The 14,893-nt window shown below is 38.4% G+C and carries 14 protein-coding genes and 1 riboswitch; of the genes, 11 read left to right on the top strand and 3 right to left on the bottom strand.

Going from position 1 to position 14,893, the window contains the following annotated elements:
- The first annotated feature begins 115 nt into the window (after positions 1-115).
- On the top strand, positions 116-1,045 hold the full coding sequence (gene cysK, locus AUF14_RS05460) for a cysteine synthase A (protein WP_016180346.1): 930 nt from the start codon (positions 116-118) through the stop codon (positions 1,043-1,045).
- A gap of 93 nt (positions 1,046-1,138) precedes the next feature.
- On the top strand, positions 1,139-1,576 hold the full coding sequence (locus tag AUF14_RS05465) for a Fur family transcriptional regulator (RefSeq protein WP_016180345.1): 438 nt from the start codon (positions 1,139-1,141) through the stop codon (positions 1,574-1,576).
- An 85-nt stretch (positions 1,577-1,661) separates the two neighbouring features.
- On the opposite strand, the gene AUF14_RS05470 is transcribed toward AUF14_RS05465, so the two are convergent.
- Positions 1,662-2,978: an ISL3 family transposase gene (locus AUF14_RS05470; protein WP_102865887.1), complete on the bottom strand. Its 1,317-nt coding sequence runs from the start codon at positions 2,976-2,978 to the stop codon at positions 1,662-1,664.
- Between the two features lie 465 nt (positions 2,979-3,443).
- On the opposite strand from AUF14_RS05470, the gene ald reads away from it, so the two are divergent.
- The gene (gene ald, locus AUF14_RS05475; RefSeq protein ID WP_016180344.1) at positions 3,444-4,553 is read left to right on the top strand and encodes an alanine dehydrogenase; all 1,110 of its coding nucleotides are present in this window, start codon (positions 3,444-3,446) and stop codon (positions 4,551-4,553) included.
- The gene (gene tdcB, locus AUF14_RS05480; protein ID WP_016180343.1) at positions 4,553-5,560 is read left to right on the top strand and encodes a bifunctional threonine ammonia-lyase/L-serine ammonia-lyase TdcB; all 1,008 of its coding nucleotides are present in this window, start codon (positions 4,553-4,555) and stop codon (positions 5,558-5,560) included. The genes ald and tdcB overlap by 1 nt, the downstream gene beginning before the upstream one ends.
- A gap of 87 nt (positions 5,561-5,647) precedes the next feature.
- On the opposite strand, the gene AUF14_RS05485 is transcribed toward tdcB, so the two are convergent.
- A complete protein-coding gene (locus tag AUF14_RS05485) occupies positions 5,648-6,610 on the bottom strand; it encodes a CorA family divalent cation transporter (RefSeq protein WP_016180342.1) in 963 nt (320 codons plus the stop codon).
- 202 nt (positions 6,611-6,812) lie between these two features.
- Positions 6,813-6,910, top strand: a riboswitch (purine riboswitch).
- 77 nt (positions 6,911-6,987) lie between these two features.
- Between AUF14_RS05485 and AUF14_RS05490 the strand changes: the two genes are divergently transcribed.
- From AUF14_RS05490 to AUF14_RS05515, 6 genes are all read left to right on the top strand, one after another.
- The gene (locus AUF14_RS05490; protein ID WP_016180341.1) at positions 6,988-7,569 is read left to right on the top strand and encodes a xanthine phosphoribosyltransferase; all 582 of its coding nucleotides are present in this window, start codon (positions 6,988-6,990) and stop codon (positions 7,567-7,569) included.
- Between the two features lies 1 nt (position 7,570).
- Positions 7,571-8,854 (top strand): nucleobase:cation symporter-2 family protein, encoded by a 1,284-nt coding sequence (locus AUF14_RS05495; RefSeq protein WP_016180340.1) that lies wholly within the window; start codon positions 7,571-7,573, stop codon positions 8,852-8,854.
- A gap of 145 nt (positions 8,855-8,999) precedes the next feature.
- Complete coding sequence (gene purE / locus AUF14_RS05500) at positions 9,000-9,488, top strand: 5-(carboxyamino)imidazole ribonucleotide mutase (protein ID WP_016180339.1); 489 nt, start codon at positions 9,000-9,002, stop codon at positions 9,486-9,488.
- Positions 9,481-10,602, top strand: a complete 1,122-nt coding sequence (purK, locus tag AUF14_RS05505) for a 5-(carboxyamino)imidazole ribonucleotide synthase (protein ID WP_171030581.1) — start codon at positions 9,481-9,483, stop codon at positions 10,600-10,602. Before purE ends, purK begins: the two co-directional genes overlap by 8 nt.
- Before the next feature lie 72 nt (positions 10,603-10,674).
- Positions 10,675-11,970, top strand: a complete 1,296-nt coding sequence (gene purB / locus AUF14_RS05510; protein WP_016180337.1) for an adenylosuccinate lyase — start codon at positions 10,675-10,677, stop codon at positions 11,968-11,970.
- Positions 11,971-12,116: 146 nt separating this feature from the next.
- Positions 12,117-13,433 carry an ISL3 family transposase gene (locus AUF14_RS05515; protein ID WP_102865886.1) on the top strand — a complete coding sequence of 439 codons (1,317 nt, stop codon included), beginning with the start codon at positions 12,117-12,119 and terminating at the stop codon, positions 13,431-13,433.
- Between the two features lie 112 nt (positions 13,434-13,545).
- Here the strand turns inward: AUF14_RS05515 and AUF14_RS05520 are convergent, their stop codons facing one another.
- Positions 13,546-13,917: a hypothetical protein gene (locus AUF14_RS05520; RefSeq protein WP_171030582.1), complete on the bottom strand. Its 372-nt coding sequence runs from the start codon at positions 13,915-13,917 to the stop codon at positions 13,546-13,548.
- Positions 13,918-14,174: 257 nt separating this feature from the next.
- Here AUF14_RS05520 and purC point away from each other — a divergent pair, with 257 nt between their 5' ends.
- Positions 14,175-14,891, top strand: coding sequence for a phosphoribosylaminoimidazolesuccinocarboxamide synthase (gene purC, locus AUF14_RS05525; RefSeq protein WP_016180335.1), 717 nt, complete (start codon positions 14,175-14,177; stop codon positions 14,889-14,891).
- Positions 14,892-14,893 lie beyond the last annotated feature (2 nt).

Genomic DNA, 14,893 nt, shown 5'->3' on the forward strand with positions numbered 1-14,893 from the left:
AAGAGAATTTGTTTAGAAAAGTGTTATTATGAGAAATTAAAAGTCGAAATTCTCGCATCTTCTGCCATTATTCGTTAAGATAACTTACATAAGGTAAGGAATGGAGCGAAGAAAGATGACAAAAATTTATCATTCAATTTTGGACACAATTGGCGAGACCCCTATCGTGAAGCTTAAGAACATGACAACGGATGAAATGGCTCAGATTTACGTGAAGCTAGAATCCTTCAATCCTGGCGGCAGTGTAAAAGATAGAATTGCTTTAAGAATGATCGAGGATGCGGAAAAAAGCGGCAAGTTGAAGCCTGGAATGATGATCATCGAACCAACATCAGGGAATACTGGTATTGGTTTGGCAATGGTAGGCGCCGCAAAAGGCTATCCTGTAACGCTAGTTATGCCCGAGACAATGAGTATTGAGCGTCGCAAGCTCATGCAGGCTTATGGAGCGAATCTAGTTCTTACTCCGGGGGCAGATGGGATGAAAGGCGCGATCGCTGAGGCTAACAGATTGGCTGAAGAAAAGGATGGATTCGTTCCAGCACAATTTGATAACCCAGCAAATCCCAAGGTTCATGAAGAAACAACTGCAAAGGAAATTGTGAATGCCTTTGAAAAAAATGGCTTAGATGCGTTTGTTGCAGGAGTTGGTACAGGCGGTACAATTACCGGAGTAGGAAACGAACTGAAACGCATGTATTCGAATATTAAGATTTATGCAGTAGAGCCTGAAGAATCACCAGTTTTAGAAGGTGGTCAATCCGGTCCGCATAAAATTCAAGGAATCGGCGCTGGATTTGTGCCAAGTATTTTAAATATTAACATTTATGATGAAGTTTTACCGGTTAAAAGTAATGATGCTATGGAAACAGCTAGAGAAATTGCAAAAAAAGAAGGAATTTTAGTTGGTATATCTTCTGGAGCCGCATTGTTTGCAGCGATAGAAGTGGCTAAAAAGATGACTTCTGATCAAAAAGTATTGGTTTTACTACCGGATAATGGCGAACGTTACCTATCTACTGAATTGTTCCAATTTAACCAATAAGTTTATGAAAAATATTAATTTTTGAATCAAGCTAGTATTTCCCCTCAGATAATAGTATCATTTTAATATAGAATCAAAACAGGAGGGGCTTATATGGTAAATGAGGCAGTTGATCAAGCGGTCAAAGAATTAAAGGCCGGCGGAGTTCGCATTACCCCACAGCGTTATGCCATTTTAGAATATTTAATCGAGTACCGCAATCACCCAACGGCTGATGAGATTTTCCGTTCGTTAGAGGGCCGCTTCCCGAATATGAGTGTGGCGACCGTCTACAACAATTTAAGAAAATTCGTTGAAATTGGAATCGTCCAAGAAATGAACTATGGTGATGCGGCGAGTCGCTTTGATTTCACGAACAAGCAGCACTATCATGCAATTTGCACAGAATGTGGGAAGATTGTTGACTTTTTCTATCCTGGATTAGAAGACGTCGAAATGGCATCTAGTAAGCTGACAGGATATCAAATCAATAAACATCGGTTGGAAGTTTATGGGTTATGTCCAGATTGTCAAACAAAAGCTGAGGAATAAAGGCTCTAAGTCAAATCGTGTTGTTCTCATTAAATCACTGAAAGGAAATGCTTCGGCGTTTCCTTTTTTCTTTTTGTTTTTTTGCTCAAATAATGTCGCAAAGATTCTGTTGAATCAGAATTCGCATACGAAGGTGGCGAAAGGTTCTAAAACCAAATGCCACTCTCTTGATCACTTTAATCAGGTTATTCTTCCCCTCAAGTTTCCCGTTTGAATAAGGGTATTTTAACGCATTGATAATCGCTTGCTTGTGTTTGTTTAAGTAAAGAATCGCTTTTTTAAATGCTGGATCAAGTAACGCCGGTAAGTGATCAATGCATTCGTAAAATCCTTTATAATCTTTGGCATCGAAGGCATCTAACAAATTCTGATACACATCATAGCTTGTCCGTAAGTGCTCGTCAATTGATAATAAATAATCCAATACTTCCGATTCTGTCAGGTATTTCCGTTGGAAAAGCGGGTATTGTTTAAGCGAAGAATAATTGATTTTTCTATTTTTCTTCAGAATGGTTCGCCAATATTTCTTAAGCTTGCGATACTTTTTCATGGCTTGCGGGTCGCTCTTTTTCAAGTGATTCATGGTTTTTATCCGTTGCTTATTAAATGCACGATTAAGTTGTTGGATCACATGAAATCGATCAATGGAAATCCGAGCATTTGGGAAAACGACCTTTGTCACAGACTCATAGCCCGCATTCATATCCATCACGACATGAGAAACGTTTTTCCGAGCGTGATAAGTAAAGCGCATGAAATAGGCGATCAGCTTGAAGCTTCTTCGATCCTCTAAAATATCAAAGATTTTCCCCGTGTCCGCGTCACTGAGAATAAAACACATGGCGCCCTGACAGTCCTTAGTTCCTTTGAATTCATCAATCAATAGATGTTTGGGTAAGTAATTGGGCTTCAGTCGTGGTTCTTCAAAAAAAGAATCCAAGACCCGTTCGACCGTTTTAGCGGAAACCAAGTAACGTTGAGCGATATCTTTCATCGAAATTTTCTTCTTTAAATCAACAGCGATCGCAAACTTGAGCGCTTGGGAGAGATAACAGTTTTCTGCGACATAATAGGTTTTAGCTGAAAAGGTATGGTGACACTGTTTACAATAAAACCGTTGTTTATAGAGATGAAGATAGGTAGACACCTCTTGATAAGGGAGTAATTGAATCCAGCTATCTTTGTAGCCATGATGGATGACGGAGTCGTAGCCGCAACACTCACACCGAGGAGACGGATAGCTCAGTCGACCAGTAAAGACGGTGGCCATTCTGTCATGGACTTTTTCTTTTGAAACGGCGTCTTTAGAAAAAGTAATGTTGGAATCGTGAATATTTAGGATTTGTTTGATGGTTTTGTCTAGGCAATTATCTTTATATTTGATATTCTTAATACTGGACATTTGGTTCGCCTCCTATGATTGGGTTCAGCGATTTAATTATAGGACAACCAAATGTCTTTTTGTATAAAAAAATACTTGGTGTTCTCACTCAGAAAGAGTAACAACACCAAATATTATAGAACCGGAATAAATCCTCAGCTTTTTTGTTTTATCAAAAATAACAGATTTCTTGATTCTTCAAATGAGAAAAATCACATAAAAAAATTGACTGCGCTTGCACTATTTTTATTAAAAAAACTATTTGAAGAGAATATAAATATTTAAAATGAAAGTGTTCTTATTTTGAAAAGGCCTTATAACAACGTTCCTTGTTTTTTTTTTTATTTTAAATGAAGAGAACACTGTGGATAATGAGATATCAATAACACTTAGTACATGATTGTTGCTTCTAAAATGCATTGTGATATATTAAACATGTTCCGAAGTTAAAGAACTTCAATAATAATCCATTAGGAGTGATTTACCATGAAAATTGGCGTAATTAAAGATCCAAAACAAGGTGAGGCACGTGTCGGTATGACACCTGAAAATGTGAGAATTTTAGTAGAAGCTGGAAATGAAGTGCTAGTTGATGATAATGCTGGTGCAGGTTCAGGTTTTACTAATGAACAATATATTGAGGCTGGCGGAAAAATTGTCGATACTGACGAAGCATGGACAGCTGAACTGATCGTAAAAGTAAAGGAACCAATGGAAAGTGAATATCACTATTTCAAAAAAGGTCAAATTATTTGGGGCTTCTTGCATTTAGCAGCCAACAAAGCTTGTGTTGAAAAAATGATGGAAGTTGGCGTTACGGCATTATCTGGAGAAAATATCTCAATTAATGGTGTTCTAGAATTATTAAAACCAATGAGTGCCATCGCTGGGCGCCGCGCAGTGAATTTAGGTCAATACTATCTGGAAAAACAACATGGCGGAGAAGGTATTTTACTTCCAGGAATTGATGGCGTTGAAGCTGGAACTGTAGTTATTTTAGGCGGAGGAAATGCCGCTGAAAATGCAGCAGACATGGCTGTCGGCATTGGCTGTCACGTAATCATTCTTGAAGTGAATGAAAATCGTATTAAACAATTGAAGGATCGCTATAAAGATCATAACGTTGATGTAATCGTTTCAAATACTGAAAACTTAGAAGAAAAGATCAAAGAAGCAGATGTCTTCATTTCAACTGTCTTGATTCCAGGAGCAAAGCCACCAAAATTAGTGAAAGAATATATGGTTGAATCAATGAAACCAGGTTCTGTAATTGTCGATATCGCGATTGATCAGGGCGGTACAGTAGAAACGATTGATAAACCAACGAACCATGCAGATCCAGTATTCACAAAACATGGTGTGATTCATTACGCTGTTCCGAATATGCCAGGTGCAACTCCAAGAACAGCAACAATTGCTTTGGCAAAAGGGAATATTTCATTCCTAAAAGAAGTTAGTGTCAAAGGCCTAGATAATGCACTGAAATCTGACGAATCACTATTATCCGGCTTAAGCGTCTACAATGGTAAAGTTGTTTCGAAAGCTTTAGCAGACTCAATTGATGTTCCTTATACTGAAATAGGAGATGTTCTGTAATGACTAGCACAATGACAAAGCTTCCTGTCACTATTGAAGATATTCATGAAGCAAAAAATGTGGTCAAACAGTATGGACGAGTAACACCGTTAATCCAATCAATGTTTCTAACCGCTAAAACCGGTGGGCAAGTGTTCTTAAAATTGGAAAACATGCAACTAACTGGTTCATTCAAATTTCGTGGAGCATTCAATAAAATCGCTCACTTAACCCAAGCGGAAAAAGACAAGGGCGTTATCGCAGTATCCGCTGGTAACCATGCGCAAGGAGTAGCGTTGACTTCAAAATTGTTGGGTATTCAGAGTACGATCGTTATGCCTGAAACGGCTCCGAAAGCTAAAGTGGAGGCAACTGAAGGCTATGGTTCAAAAGTTATTTTACATGGTGCTGGATTTGATGAAGCAAAGGCTTATTGTGAAAAAATCGTTGAAGAAACAGGAGTAACGTATATTCCTCCTTATGACGATGAGTTTGTAATGGCTGGACAAGGAACAATTGGCCTTGAAATCTTGGATTCCATCTGGGATGTTGACACTGTTATTGTGCCTGTCGGCGGCGGCGGACTAATTGCTGGAATCGCAGTGGCAATGAAAACTTTCAATCCAAACATCAATATTATCGGTGTTCAGGCTGAAAACATCCATGGGATGACAGCTTCATTCCGTGAAGGTAAAAAAGTGGGATATAAAAAAGCAGCGACGATCGCTGATGGTTGCGCTGTAGAGTTTCCAGGAAACCTTACCTTCGAAGTAGTTGAAGAACTTGTTGACGATATGGTAACTGTATCTGAACAGGAAATCGAACTTGCGATGAAAGATTTGATTCAACGGACAAAAATCGTAGTTGAAGGTGCTGGTGCTCTTGCAACAGCAGCTATTCTAGCAGGAAAAGTAGACAAGTATGTAAACGGTAAGAAAGTTGTTGCCGTTGTATCTGGCGGTAATGTGGATCTGAACCGAATCACCGATGTTATCGGTCATTTCTCAGTAGCAAACGAATTAAAATAGATAAGAAAAAAATGCTTCAAGCCCGAACTACGAGCTTGGAGCATTTTTTGTTTACAGTTTGAGTAACGGGTAATTGCTACTGCTTTTTTAAGCATTGTAATCTTTTCTGAAAAGATAAATACCGCTGACGATCGAAACAATCAACGCTAAAAGAACGACCATGATTGATCCGACTTCTGAGTCTTTCCAGAGTAGCCCGCCAGTATTGATTCCCCATAGACTGAAAATTAGTGTCGGTAAGGCTAGTAAGAGAGAAGCGGTATTTAAAAACTTCATCAATTGATTTAAACGGTTATCCATCATGCTGTTTATCAGACCGCTAATGGAACTCAACATCTCGCGATAAATTTGAACGGAGGTTGTTGCTTGTTTTGTTTGTAGTTCGATCTCGATAGCCAAATCACGATCGGAAGATACCAAATCAGAATCTAAAAGAGAATGAATTGTTTTGTGTTGTTCTTTTAATAAATTATCAATATAAACGAGTGTTTTCTCGGTATCTGTCGTTTTTTCTAAAATATTTCGATTCGAGCCATTTGATGCCTCTTGGCTGATTTCTTCAATCTTTTCACGTTGTAGATGTAAAAAGCTTAAGTAATGCTCATTGATGACTTGGATGGTGTGCAAGATCAGACCAGCTTCGGAAGAAATCTCTGATCCAAATTTATTTAATACTTCATCAATCAATGACTTTTCACTTATAGTAATCACAACATCATTCGTTAAAAAGACAGTGACAGTCGAAGATAAAGATTCTGGTTCATCCATTGATTTAAGGTCGATAAAAAGCATTATGCACACTGATTTTTCGTCTTCGGTCAAGTAATTTTTAAAAAATGAGACATTTGAATAGTTTTGGCCTATCGAAAAAATTCTTGAGGGAAGCTTATAGGCTTTACAAAGTTCTTCCTTTTCCTTATCTGTTGGATCGGAAGCAGCTATCCAATTCCCTTTGCTAGTCCTTTTTTGTATACCATTGTTTGAAATAGAAAAAAATTCTATCAACAGAAAATCCTCCTTACCTTCATTTAATTTCATTACTCTTATCATCTCAAAACAACTCTTGCTTGCCAATTAAAATGAATCGCTAAATTTGTAGAGAAAGCTTTCATCCTTTATAATAGAAGAAATTTTCGAATAAAGTTAGACAATCATGTCATTCACCTATAAATCTTCTCATTTAAAATAATTCTAGTTTACAGGCGGATTGTATCTGATATAATAAATTTCATATTTCATAAACTTCAATGAAAATTTTCATTAGAAGTGAACTTATATATCGTCATAATATGGTTGACAGTTTCTACCTTGTGCCGTAAACGCAAGACTATAAGTAAAAATCGTACGGTGACGTACCTTTTTTGCTTTGCAGATGAGGTGCGTTTTTTGTAGTAATCAAAAAACGACAAGAAAAGGGGAAAGTATTAATGAAAGAATTGACAGATCGCATTAGAGATAATGGCCGTGTTTTAGGTGAAGGTGTCTTAAAAGTTGATGAATTTATCACTCACCAAGTAGATCCTGAATTGATGGATGCTATGGGTAAACGATTAGCGGAAGTATTTGCAGATAAAAAAATCACTAAAGTAGTGACGATCGAAGCTTCTGGAATCGCACCTGCGCTTTATGCTGCCCAAGCATTAAAGGTGCCAATGATTTTCGCCCGTAAGTCAAAGAGCTTGACGATGGATGAAGAATTATTGACGGCTTCTGTTTATTCATTTACCAAACAGGTGACTAGTACTATTTCAATTTCTCGAAAATTCCTTTCTGCAGAGGACAATGTCTTATTAGTCGATGACTTTTTAGCGAACGGCCAGGCCGCTAAGGGATTGATCGAATTGTGTCAACAAGCTGGAGCAAGTGTTGCTGGAATTGGGATATTGATTGAAAAATCTTTCCAAGATGGCCGACAATTGATTGAAGACATGGATATTCCAGTCGTTTCCCTAGCAAGAATTTCTTCCTTACATGACGGTAAAGTGACATTTATCGAGGAGGACGCGTAGAGTGACAAGTGAAACAGGAAATGGAAAATCAGCAGTATTAGGTTTACAGCATCTTTTAGCAATGTATGCTGGAGCAGTAGCTGTACCCCTTTTGATTGGGACAGGGCTAGGATTCAACGAAGCACAAATGACGTATTTGATTTCAATTGATATATTTATGTGCGGAGTAGCAACATTGTTACAATTGACAGTCAATAAGTTTTTCGGAATCGGGTTACCAGTGGTTTTGGGATGTGCAATTCAAGCGGTGGCTCCATTGATTTTGATTGGACAAACGCATGGAGTAGGCACAGTTTACGGTTCAATTATTGCTGCAGGTGTTTTCGTGGTGCTGATTTCGGGTTTCTTTTCTAAGGTAGAAAAATTATTTCCACCTATCGTAACAGGTACTGTTATTACAACTATTGGCTTGACGTTGATTCCGGTTGCAGTTACAAAAATGGGCGGTGGAGATGCTGCGGCTAAAACGTTTGGAGAGCCTACAAATTTAATCTTGGCTTTCGTGACGATCATTTTGATCTTAGCTGTTCAAGTTTTTGGACGTGGATTCATTCGTTCAATCGCTGTTTTAATCGGGTTAGTCGGCGGAACAGTATTAGCTGCGCTTTTGGGTCAGGTTGATTTAGCGGCGATCGGTCATGCACCGATGTTCCATGTACCGCAACCATTTTATTTTGGAACACCAAAATTTGAACCATTTTCTATTTTACTAATGATTATTATTTCTATTGTAAGTATGGTAGAGTCAACGGGTGTTTATTTCGCTTTAGGCGATATTGTTGGAAAACAAGTAAAAGAAGATGATTTAAAACGCGGCTATCGTGCAGAAGGTTTAGCGGTTATTCTAGGGGGATTATTCAATACGTTTCCATATACTGGTTTTTCTCAAAATGTTGGCCTAGTTCAATTATCTGGGATTAAAACTCGTCGTCCGATTTACTTTTCAGCAATCTTTTTAATTATCTTAGGGCTGTTTCCAAAGGTCGGGGCATTAGCTCAGATTATTCCAGAACCTGTTTTGGGTGGCGGAATGCTGGTAATGTTCGGCATGGTAGCTGTCCAAGGAATGAAAATGTTGTCGAAAGTTGATTACAATGATGAAAAAAATCTATTAATCATTGCCATTTCTATTGGCTTTGGTTTAGGATTTAATGCAACGCCGACTCTATTTGCTAAACTACCTGAAACCGTTCAAATGTTTACTGGTAACGGAATTGTTATGAGTAGTTTATCGGCGATTATTTTGAATCTATTATTTCATGGCTATAAAAGAGAAGGAAAATAGAAAGAAACGCGGCAGAGGCTGCGTTTCTTTTTGTTTTAGTAAAAAACGAACAATAGGTTAGAAATATCTATTAATATTCGAATTACGTTTTGACTTACGAAAGTCTACTTGCTAAAATAGGCTTGAATAATGAAAGGGGTAAATTATGAATCCAGAAGTTGCAGTTATTATGGGCAGTACCTCCGATTGGGAGACAATGAAGTTTGCATGCGAAAGTCTTGATGAACTAGGTGTAGCATATGAAAAACGAGTAGTTTCTGCTCATCGCACACCAGATTTAATGTTCGACTTTGCCGAACAAGCTCGCGGCCGAGGAATTAAAGTAATTATCGCAGGAGCAGGAGGAGCAGCTCATTTACCAGGCATGGTAGCAGCCAAGACAACTCTTCCAGTAATCGGTGTTCCTGTTCAATCGAAGGCTTTGAACGGTTTGGACTCATTATTATCAATCGTACAAATGCCAGGTGGTGTCCCTGTGGCCACTACAGCAATCGGAAAAGCTGGAGCAACCAACGCAGGACTACTTGCGGCACAGATGCTTTCAATGTATGATAACAAAGTAGCTGAGCGTCTGGAAAAGAAGCGGCAGCAAATGACAGAAACTGTATTGGAAAGTAGTGAACAACTTGGTTAAATCGTTAAAACCAGGCTCTACGATTGGTATCGTAGGCGGAGGACAACTAGGCCGCATGATGGCAATTAGTGCAAAGGAAATGGGATTTCGTACGGGTGTGATTGATCCAACGGAAGATTGTCCGGCTGCGCAGGTTTCGGATTGGCATATTGTTGCTGATTATGATGATCAAATGGCTTTAGAAGAAATGGCTCGCAGATCGCAGGTGATCACTTATGAGTTTGAAAATGTGGATGTTGATACAATCAATCATATTCAACATTTTGCCAATATACCTCAAGGAACTGACCTATTAGCTATCAGTCAGGATCGCTTGATGGAAAAGTCCTTTTTAGAAAACAATAATATCGTGATTGCTCCTTATGCGACGATCATTAGCCCAACAGATATTCAAGATGCGATCGAGGGGATCGGCTATCCGTGTGTCTTGAAGACAACGCGTGGGGGATATGATGGACATGGACAATATGTTTTGAACAGTACGGCTGACTTAGCACCTTCAATGAATCTTTTGCGTCAAGGTACTTGCGTTCTGGAAGCTTGGATTCCATTTGAAAAAGAGTTGTCGGTTCAAGTGGCAGGAAATAACATTGGCGATTATGTAACATTTCCAGTAGTAGAGAATGTTCACCGTAATAATATTCTGCATGAAACGATCGTACCAGCTGGGATTGATGCCGCAGTGGCAAAAGAGGCGAGTCGCATCGCCAAAGTAATTGCTCAAGGAGTCGATTTAGTGGGCACCCTTTGTGTGGAATTTTTCCTAACCAAAGCTGGCGCGTTATATGTTAACGAGATCGCTCCACGACCACATAATTCTGGGCATTACACGATTGAAGCTTGTAGCATGAGCCAATTTGATGCGCATATTCGTGGAATTTGCGGTTGGCCATTAAGTGAACCCAAGCTATTGTCAAATGCGGTAATGGTCAATGTTTTGGGCGAGAATCTGTTGAAGACTTACGAACTTATTGATTTATGGCCGGAATGGCATTTTCATTATTATGGTAAAGCCATGCCGAAAAAGGGACGCAAAATGGGTCATATTACAATTTTGACGGATAGTATTCAACGAACATTAGATGATATTAAGAAAACCGAAACATGGGACTAATCACTGTATTTGATGATGTGTTTTTGAGTTTATATTTGAAAAAATTAAATGATTTTACAAGGGAGAATAGTAATGATACCTAGATATACAAGAGACGAGATGGGAAATATCTGGAGCGATGAAAATCGTTATAAAGCTTGGTTGGAGGTTGAGATTCTGGCCGATGAAGCATGGGCTGAGCTAGGTGAGATTCCTAAAGAGGATGTTGAAAAGATTCGTGCGAACGCTGGCTTCGATATCAATCGTATCTTAGAAATCGAACAATCAACAAAGCATGATGTTGTAGCCTTTACACGTGCGGTTTCTGAAACATTGGGTGAAGAACGTAAATGGGTTCATTATGGTTTGACTAGTACAGATGTCGTTGACACTGCCTATGGATATTTATATAAACAAGCAAATGATATTTTGCGTCAGGATTTACAGGATTTTCTAACAATCATTGGTGAAAAAGCTTTGGAGCACAAGGATACAGTTATGATGGGGCGGACGCATGGTGTTCATGCAGAGCCTACGACCTTTGGCTTGAAATTAGCTACTTGGTATTCAGAAATGAAACGTAATATCGAGCGTTTCGAACATGCTGCAAAGGGTGTGGAAGCTGGAAAAATTTCTGGTGCAGTCGGTACATTTGCTAATATCCCACCATTTGTTGAAGAATTTGTCTGTGAAAAATTAGGTATTCGCCCGCAGGAAATCTCAACACAAGTCTTACCACGGGATTTACATGCCGAATACTTCTCAAGTCTGGCTTTGATTGCGACATCAATTGAACGTTTTGCAACGGAAATTCGCGGGTTACAAAAATCTGAAACGCGTGAGGTTGAAGAATTTTTCGCAAAAGGACAGAAAGGTTCCTCTGCGATGCCTCATAAACGAAATCCAATCGGTTCAGAAAATATGACTGGTTTGGCTCGTGTTGTACGTGGGCATTTAATTACTGCTTTTGAAGATGTTGCTTTGTGGCACGAGCGTGATATCTCTCATTCCTCTGCGGAACGGATTATTACACCAGATACCACGATTCTAGTTGATTACATGCTGCATCGCTTTGGAAACATTGTGAAGAATCTGACCGTGTTCCCAGATAATATGAAACGCAACATGGAAGCAACATTTGGTTTGATCTATAGTCAGCGAGTGATGCTGAAGTTGATCGATAAAGGCATGACTCGTGAAGAAGCGTATGATTTAGTCCAACCAAAAACAGCCTATGCATGGGATAATCAAACGCAATTTCGTCCGCTTTTGGATGCAGATGAAAAAATTACGAATGTTTTATCCAAAGCTGACTTGGACGATGCTTTTGATTATAACTATCACCTTAAAAATGTCGATACAGTCTTTGAACGTGTCGGAATCAAATAAAAAAACTCTTACCGCATTTTTTTGGTTCTATAATATTTGGTGTTGTTACTCTTTTTGAGCGAGAACACCAAGTATTTTTTTATACAAAAAGACATTTGGTTGTCCTATAATTAAATCGCTGAACCCAATCATAGGAGGCGAACCAAATGTCCAGTATTAAGAATATCAAATATAAAGATAATTGCCTAGACAAAACCATCAAACAAATCCTAAATATTCACGATTCCAACATTACTTTTTCTAAAGACGCCGTTTCAAAAGAAAAAGTCCATGACAGAATGGCCACCGTCTTTACTGGTCGACTGAGCTATCCGTCTCCTCGATGTGAGTGTTGCGGCTACGACTCCGTCATCCATCATGGCTACAAAGATAGCTGGATTCAATTACTCCCTTATCAAGAGGTGTCTACCTATCTTCATCTCTATAAACAACGGTTTTATTGTAAACAGTGTCACCATACCTTTTCAGCTAAAACCTATTATGTCGCAGAAAACTGTTATCTCTCCCAAGCACTCAAGTTTGCGATCGCTGTTGATTTAAAGAAGAAAATTTCGATGAAAGATATCGCTCAGCGTTATTTGGTTTCCGCTAAAACGGTCGAACGGGTCTTGGATTCTTTTTTTGAAGAACCACGACTGAAGCCCAATTACTTACCCAAACATCTATTGATTGATGAATTCAAAGGAACTAAGGACTGTCAGGGCGCCATGTGTTTTATTCTCAGTGACGCGGATACGGGGAAAATCTTTGATATTTTAGAGGATCGAAGAAGCTTCAAGCTGATCGCTTATTTTATGCGCTTTACTTATCACGCACGGAAAAACGTTTCTCATGTCGTGATGGATATGAATGCGGGCTATGATTCTGTGACAAAGGTCGTTTTCCCAAATGCTCGGGTTTCCATTGATCGGTTCCATGTGATCCAACAACTCAATCGTGCGTTTAACAAACAACGGATAAAAACCATGAATCACTTGAAAAAGAGCGACCCGCAAGCCATGAAAAAGTATCGCAAGCTTAAGAAATATTGGCGAACCATTCTGAAGAAAAATAGAAAAATCAATTATTCTTCGCTCAAACAATACCCGCTTTTCCAACGGAAATACCTGACGGAATCGGAAGTATTGGACTATTTATTATCGATTGACGAGCACTTACGGACAAGCTATGATGTGTATCAAAATTTGTTGGATGCCTTTGATGCCAAAGATTATAAAGACTTTTACGAACGCATTGATCACTTACCCACGATGCTTGATCCAGCATTTAAAAAAGCGATTCTTTACTTAAACAAACACAAACAAGCGATTATCAATGCATTAAAATACCCCTATTCGAACGGAAAACTTGAAGGGAAGAATAACTTGATTAAAGTGATCAAGAGAGTGGCATTCGGTTTTAGAACCTTTCGCCACCTTCGTATGCGAATTCTAATTCAACAGAACCTTTGCGACATTATTTGAACAAGAAAACAAAAAGAAAAAAGGAAACGCCGAAGCATTTCCTTTCAGTGATTTAATGAAAACAACACGATTTGACTTAGAGCCATTTTTTTGCGGTAAGAGTTTTTTTGAATTAAGCATAGGAATATACGTCTACAAAGCAACTTTCGTGAAGACGTTCCAATAAACAGCTGATCAGTTGATAATCATAAGTTTGTGAATTCAAACGAATTTCAATCCGATAGGAATTCTTCAAGAAGGAGTGATCCTTTAGCTGCCTGATGATCAACTCATCCTGAGACTGATTGGAAAAATGTAAAGACTGCATGGCTTGAGATTGTCTTGGATGCAGTATTTTTTTTAGATTACGATAGGAATAAAAGCTGGTATTGCAGTTAATACTATGAGTTGTGTCTAGTCCTAATAATGCGTTTAATAAATGTTGCTTGTCTGTTTCTAGCATTGAATCAAGAAATTTTTTAGCTGCTGCCGGCGCATCTAACATAAGCGATTCCCCCATATATATCATTCGAATTAAATATAGCACCATTTTCACAAAATGTAAACGCTGTCTTTGTGTAGCTTCTAAAAAAGAAATAGAACCGCCTGTGATAAACACGAACATTAACAGACTTCTTTTATTATAATATCCGATAAAATATTGAAAAATTCAAATTCAATTGTTACACTGAATAAGAAATTAAGAAACGAACGATTGTTGGAGATCGTTTATAAATGTTCATAAAAAGGGAGCGTTTTGACGTGGAAAAAGGAACTTTAATCTATGAAGGTAAAGCAAAACAATTGTTTCAAACAGATGATCCAGCCATTATATGGGTCGAATATTTGAATCAAGCAACTGCTTTAAATGGGGCAAAGAAGGATCAAATTAGTGGTAAAGGCGAACTTAATAATCAAATCACCGGATTGATCTTTGATTTCTTAAAAAGTAAAGGAATTACTAATCACTATATTAAACAGCTTTCTGAAACAGAACAACTGATTCAAAATGTTGAAATCATTCCTTTAGAGGTAGTCGTACGAAATATAGCTGCCGGCAGCTTTTCAAAGCGATTAGCGATTCCAGAAGGGACTCCTTTAAAATCACCGATTGTTGAGTTCTATTATAAAAACGATGAACTAGATGATCCAATGGTCATTGACGCTCATATTCTTGCTTTAGAACTTGCTACTGCTGAAGAGCTCACTCAGTTGCGTCAGAAGGCTTTAGCAGTTGGTGAGGCACTAACAGAACTATTTGATTCAATAGATATCACATTGGTTGACTTCAAGTTAGAGTTCGGTCGTCAAAAAGATGGCTCGATTTTATTGGCAGATGAGGTTTCTCCTGATACTTGTCGTTTATGGGACAAACAGACAAATGAACATTTAGATAAAGATATTTATCGTCGTGACTTAGGTGACATTATTCCGGTATATCAAGAAGTACTAAATAGATTAGAAAAGCGAGGAGAATAAGG

The sequence above is a fragment of the Enterococcus avium genome (genome assembly GCF_002891025.1).
Classification (GTDB): Bacteria; Bacillota; Bacilli; order Lactobacillales; family Enterococcaceae; genus Enterococcus_A; species Enterococcus_A avium.

Excerpts from the sequence above, each read along its gene's own strand:
- purB (WP_016180337.1), top strand. The coding sequence starts at position 10,675 with ATGATACCTAGATATACAAGAGACGAGATGGGAAATATCTGGAGCGAT.
- cysK (WP_016180346.1), top strand. The coding sequence starts at position 116 with ATGACAAAAATTTATCATTCAATTTTGGACACAATTGGCGAGACCCCT.
- AUF14_RS05520 (WP_171030582.1), bottom strand. The coding sequence starts at position 13,917 with ATGTTAGATGCGCCGGCAGCAGCTAAAAAATTTCTTGATTCAATGCTA.
- AUF14_RS05490 (WP_016180341.1), top strand. The coding sequence starts at position 6,988 with ATGAAAGAATTGACAGATCGCATTAGAGATAATGGCCGTGTTTTAGGT.
- tdcB (WP_016180343.1), top strand. The coding sequence starts at position 4,553 with ATGACTAGCACAATGACAAAGCTTCCTGTCACTATTGAAGATATTCAT.
- AUF14_RS05485 (WP_016180342.1), bottom strand. The coding sequence starts at position 6,610 with ATGATAAGAGTAATGAAATTAAATGAAGGTAAGGAGGATTTTCTGTTG.
- purE (WP_016180339.1), top strand. The coding sequence starts at position 9,000 with ATGAATCCAGAAGTTGCAGTTATTATGGGCAGTACCTCCGATTGGGAG.
- AUF14_RS05470 (WP_102865887.1), bottom strand. The coding sequence starts at position 2,978 with ATGTCCAGTATTAAGAATATCAAATATAAAGATAATTGCCTAGACAAA.
- AUF14_RS05515 (WP_102865886.1), top strand. The coding sequence starts at position 12,117 with ATGTCCAGTATTAAGAATATCAAATATAAAGATAATTGCCTAGACAAA.
- AUF14_RS05465 (WP_016180345.1), top strand. The coding sequence starts at position 1,139 with ATGGTAAATGAGGCAGTTGATCAAGCGGTCAAAGAATTAAAGGCCGGC.
- ald (WP_016180344.1), top strand. The coding sequence starts at position 3,444 with ATGAAAATTGGCGTAATTAAAGATCCAAAACAAGGTGAGGCACGTGTC.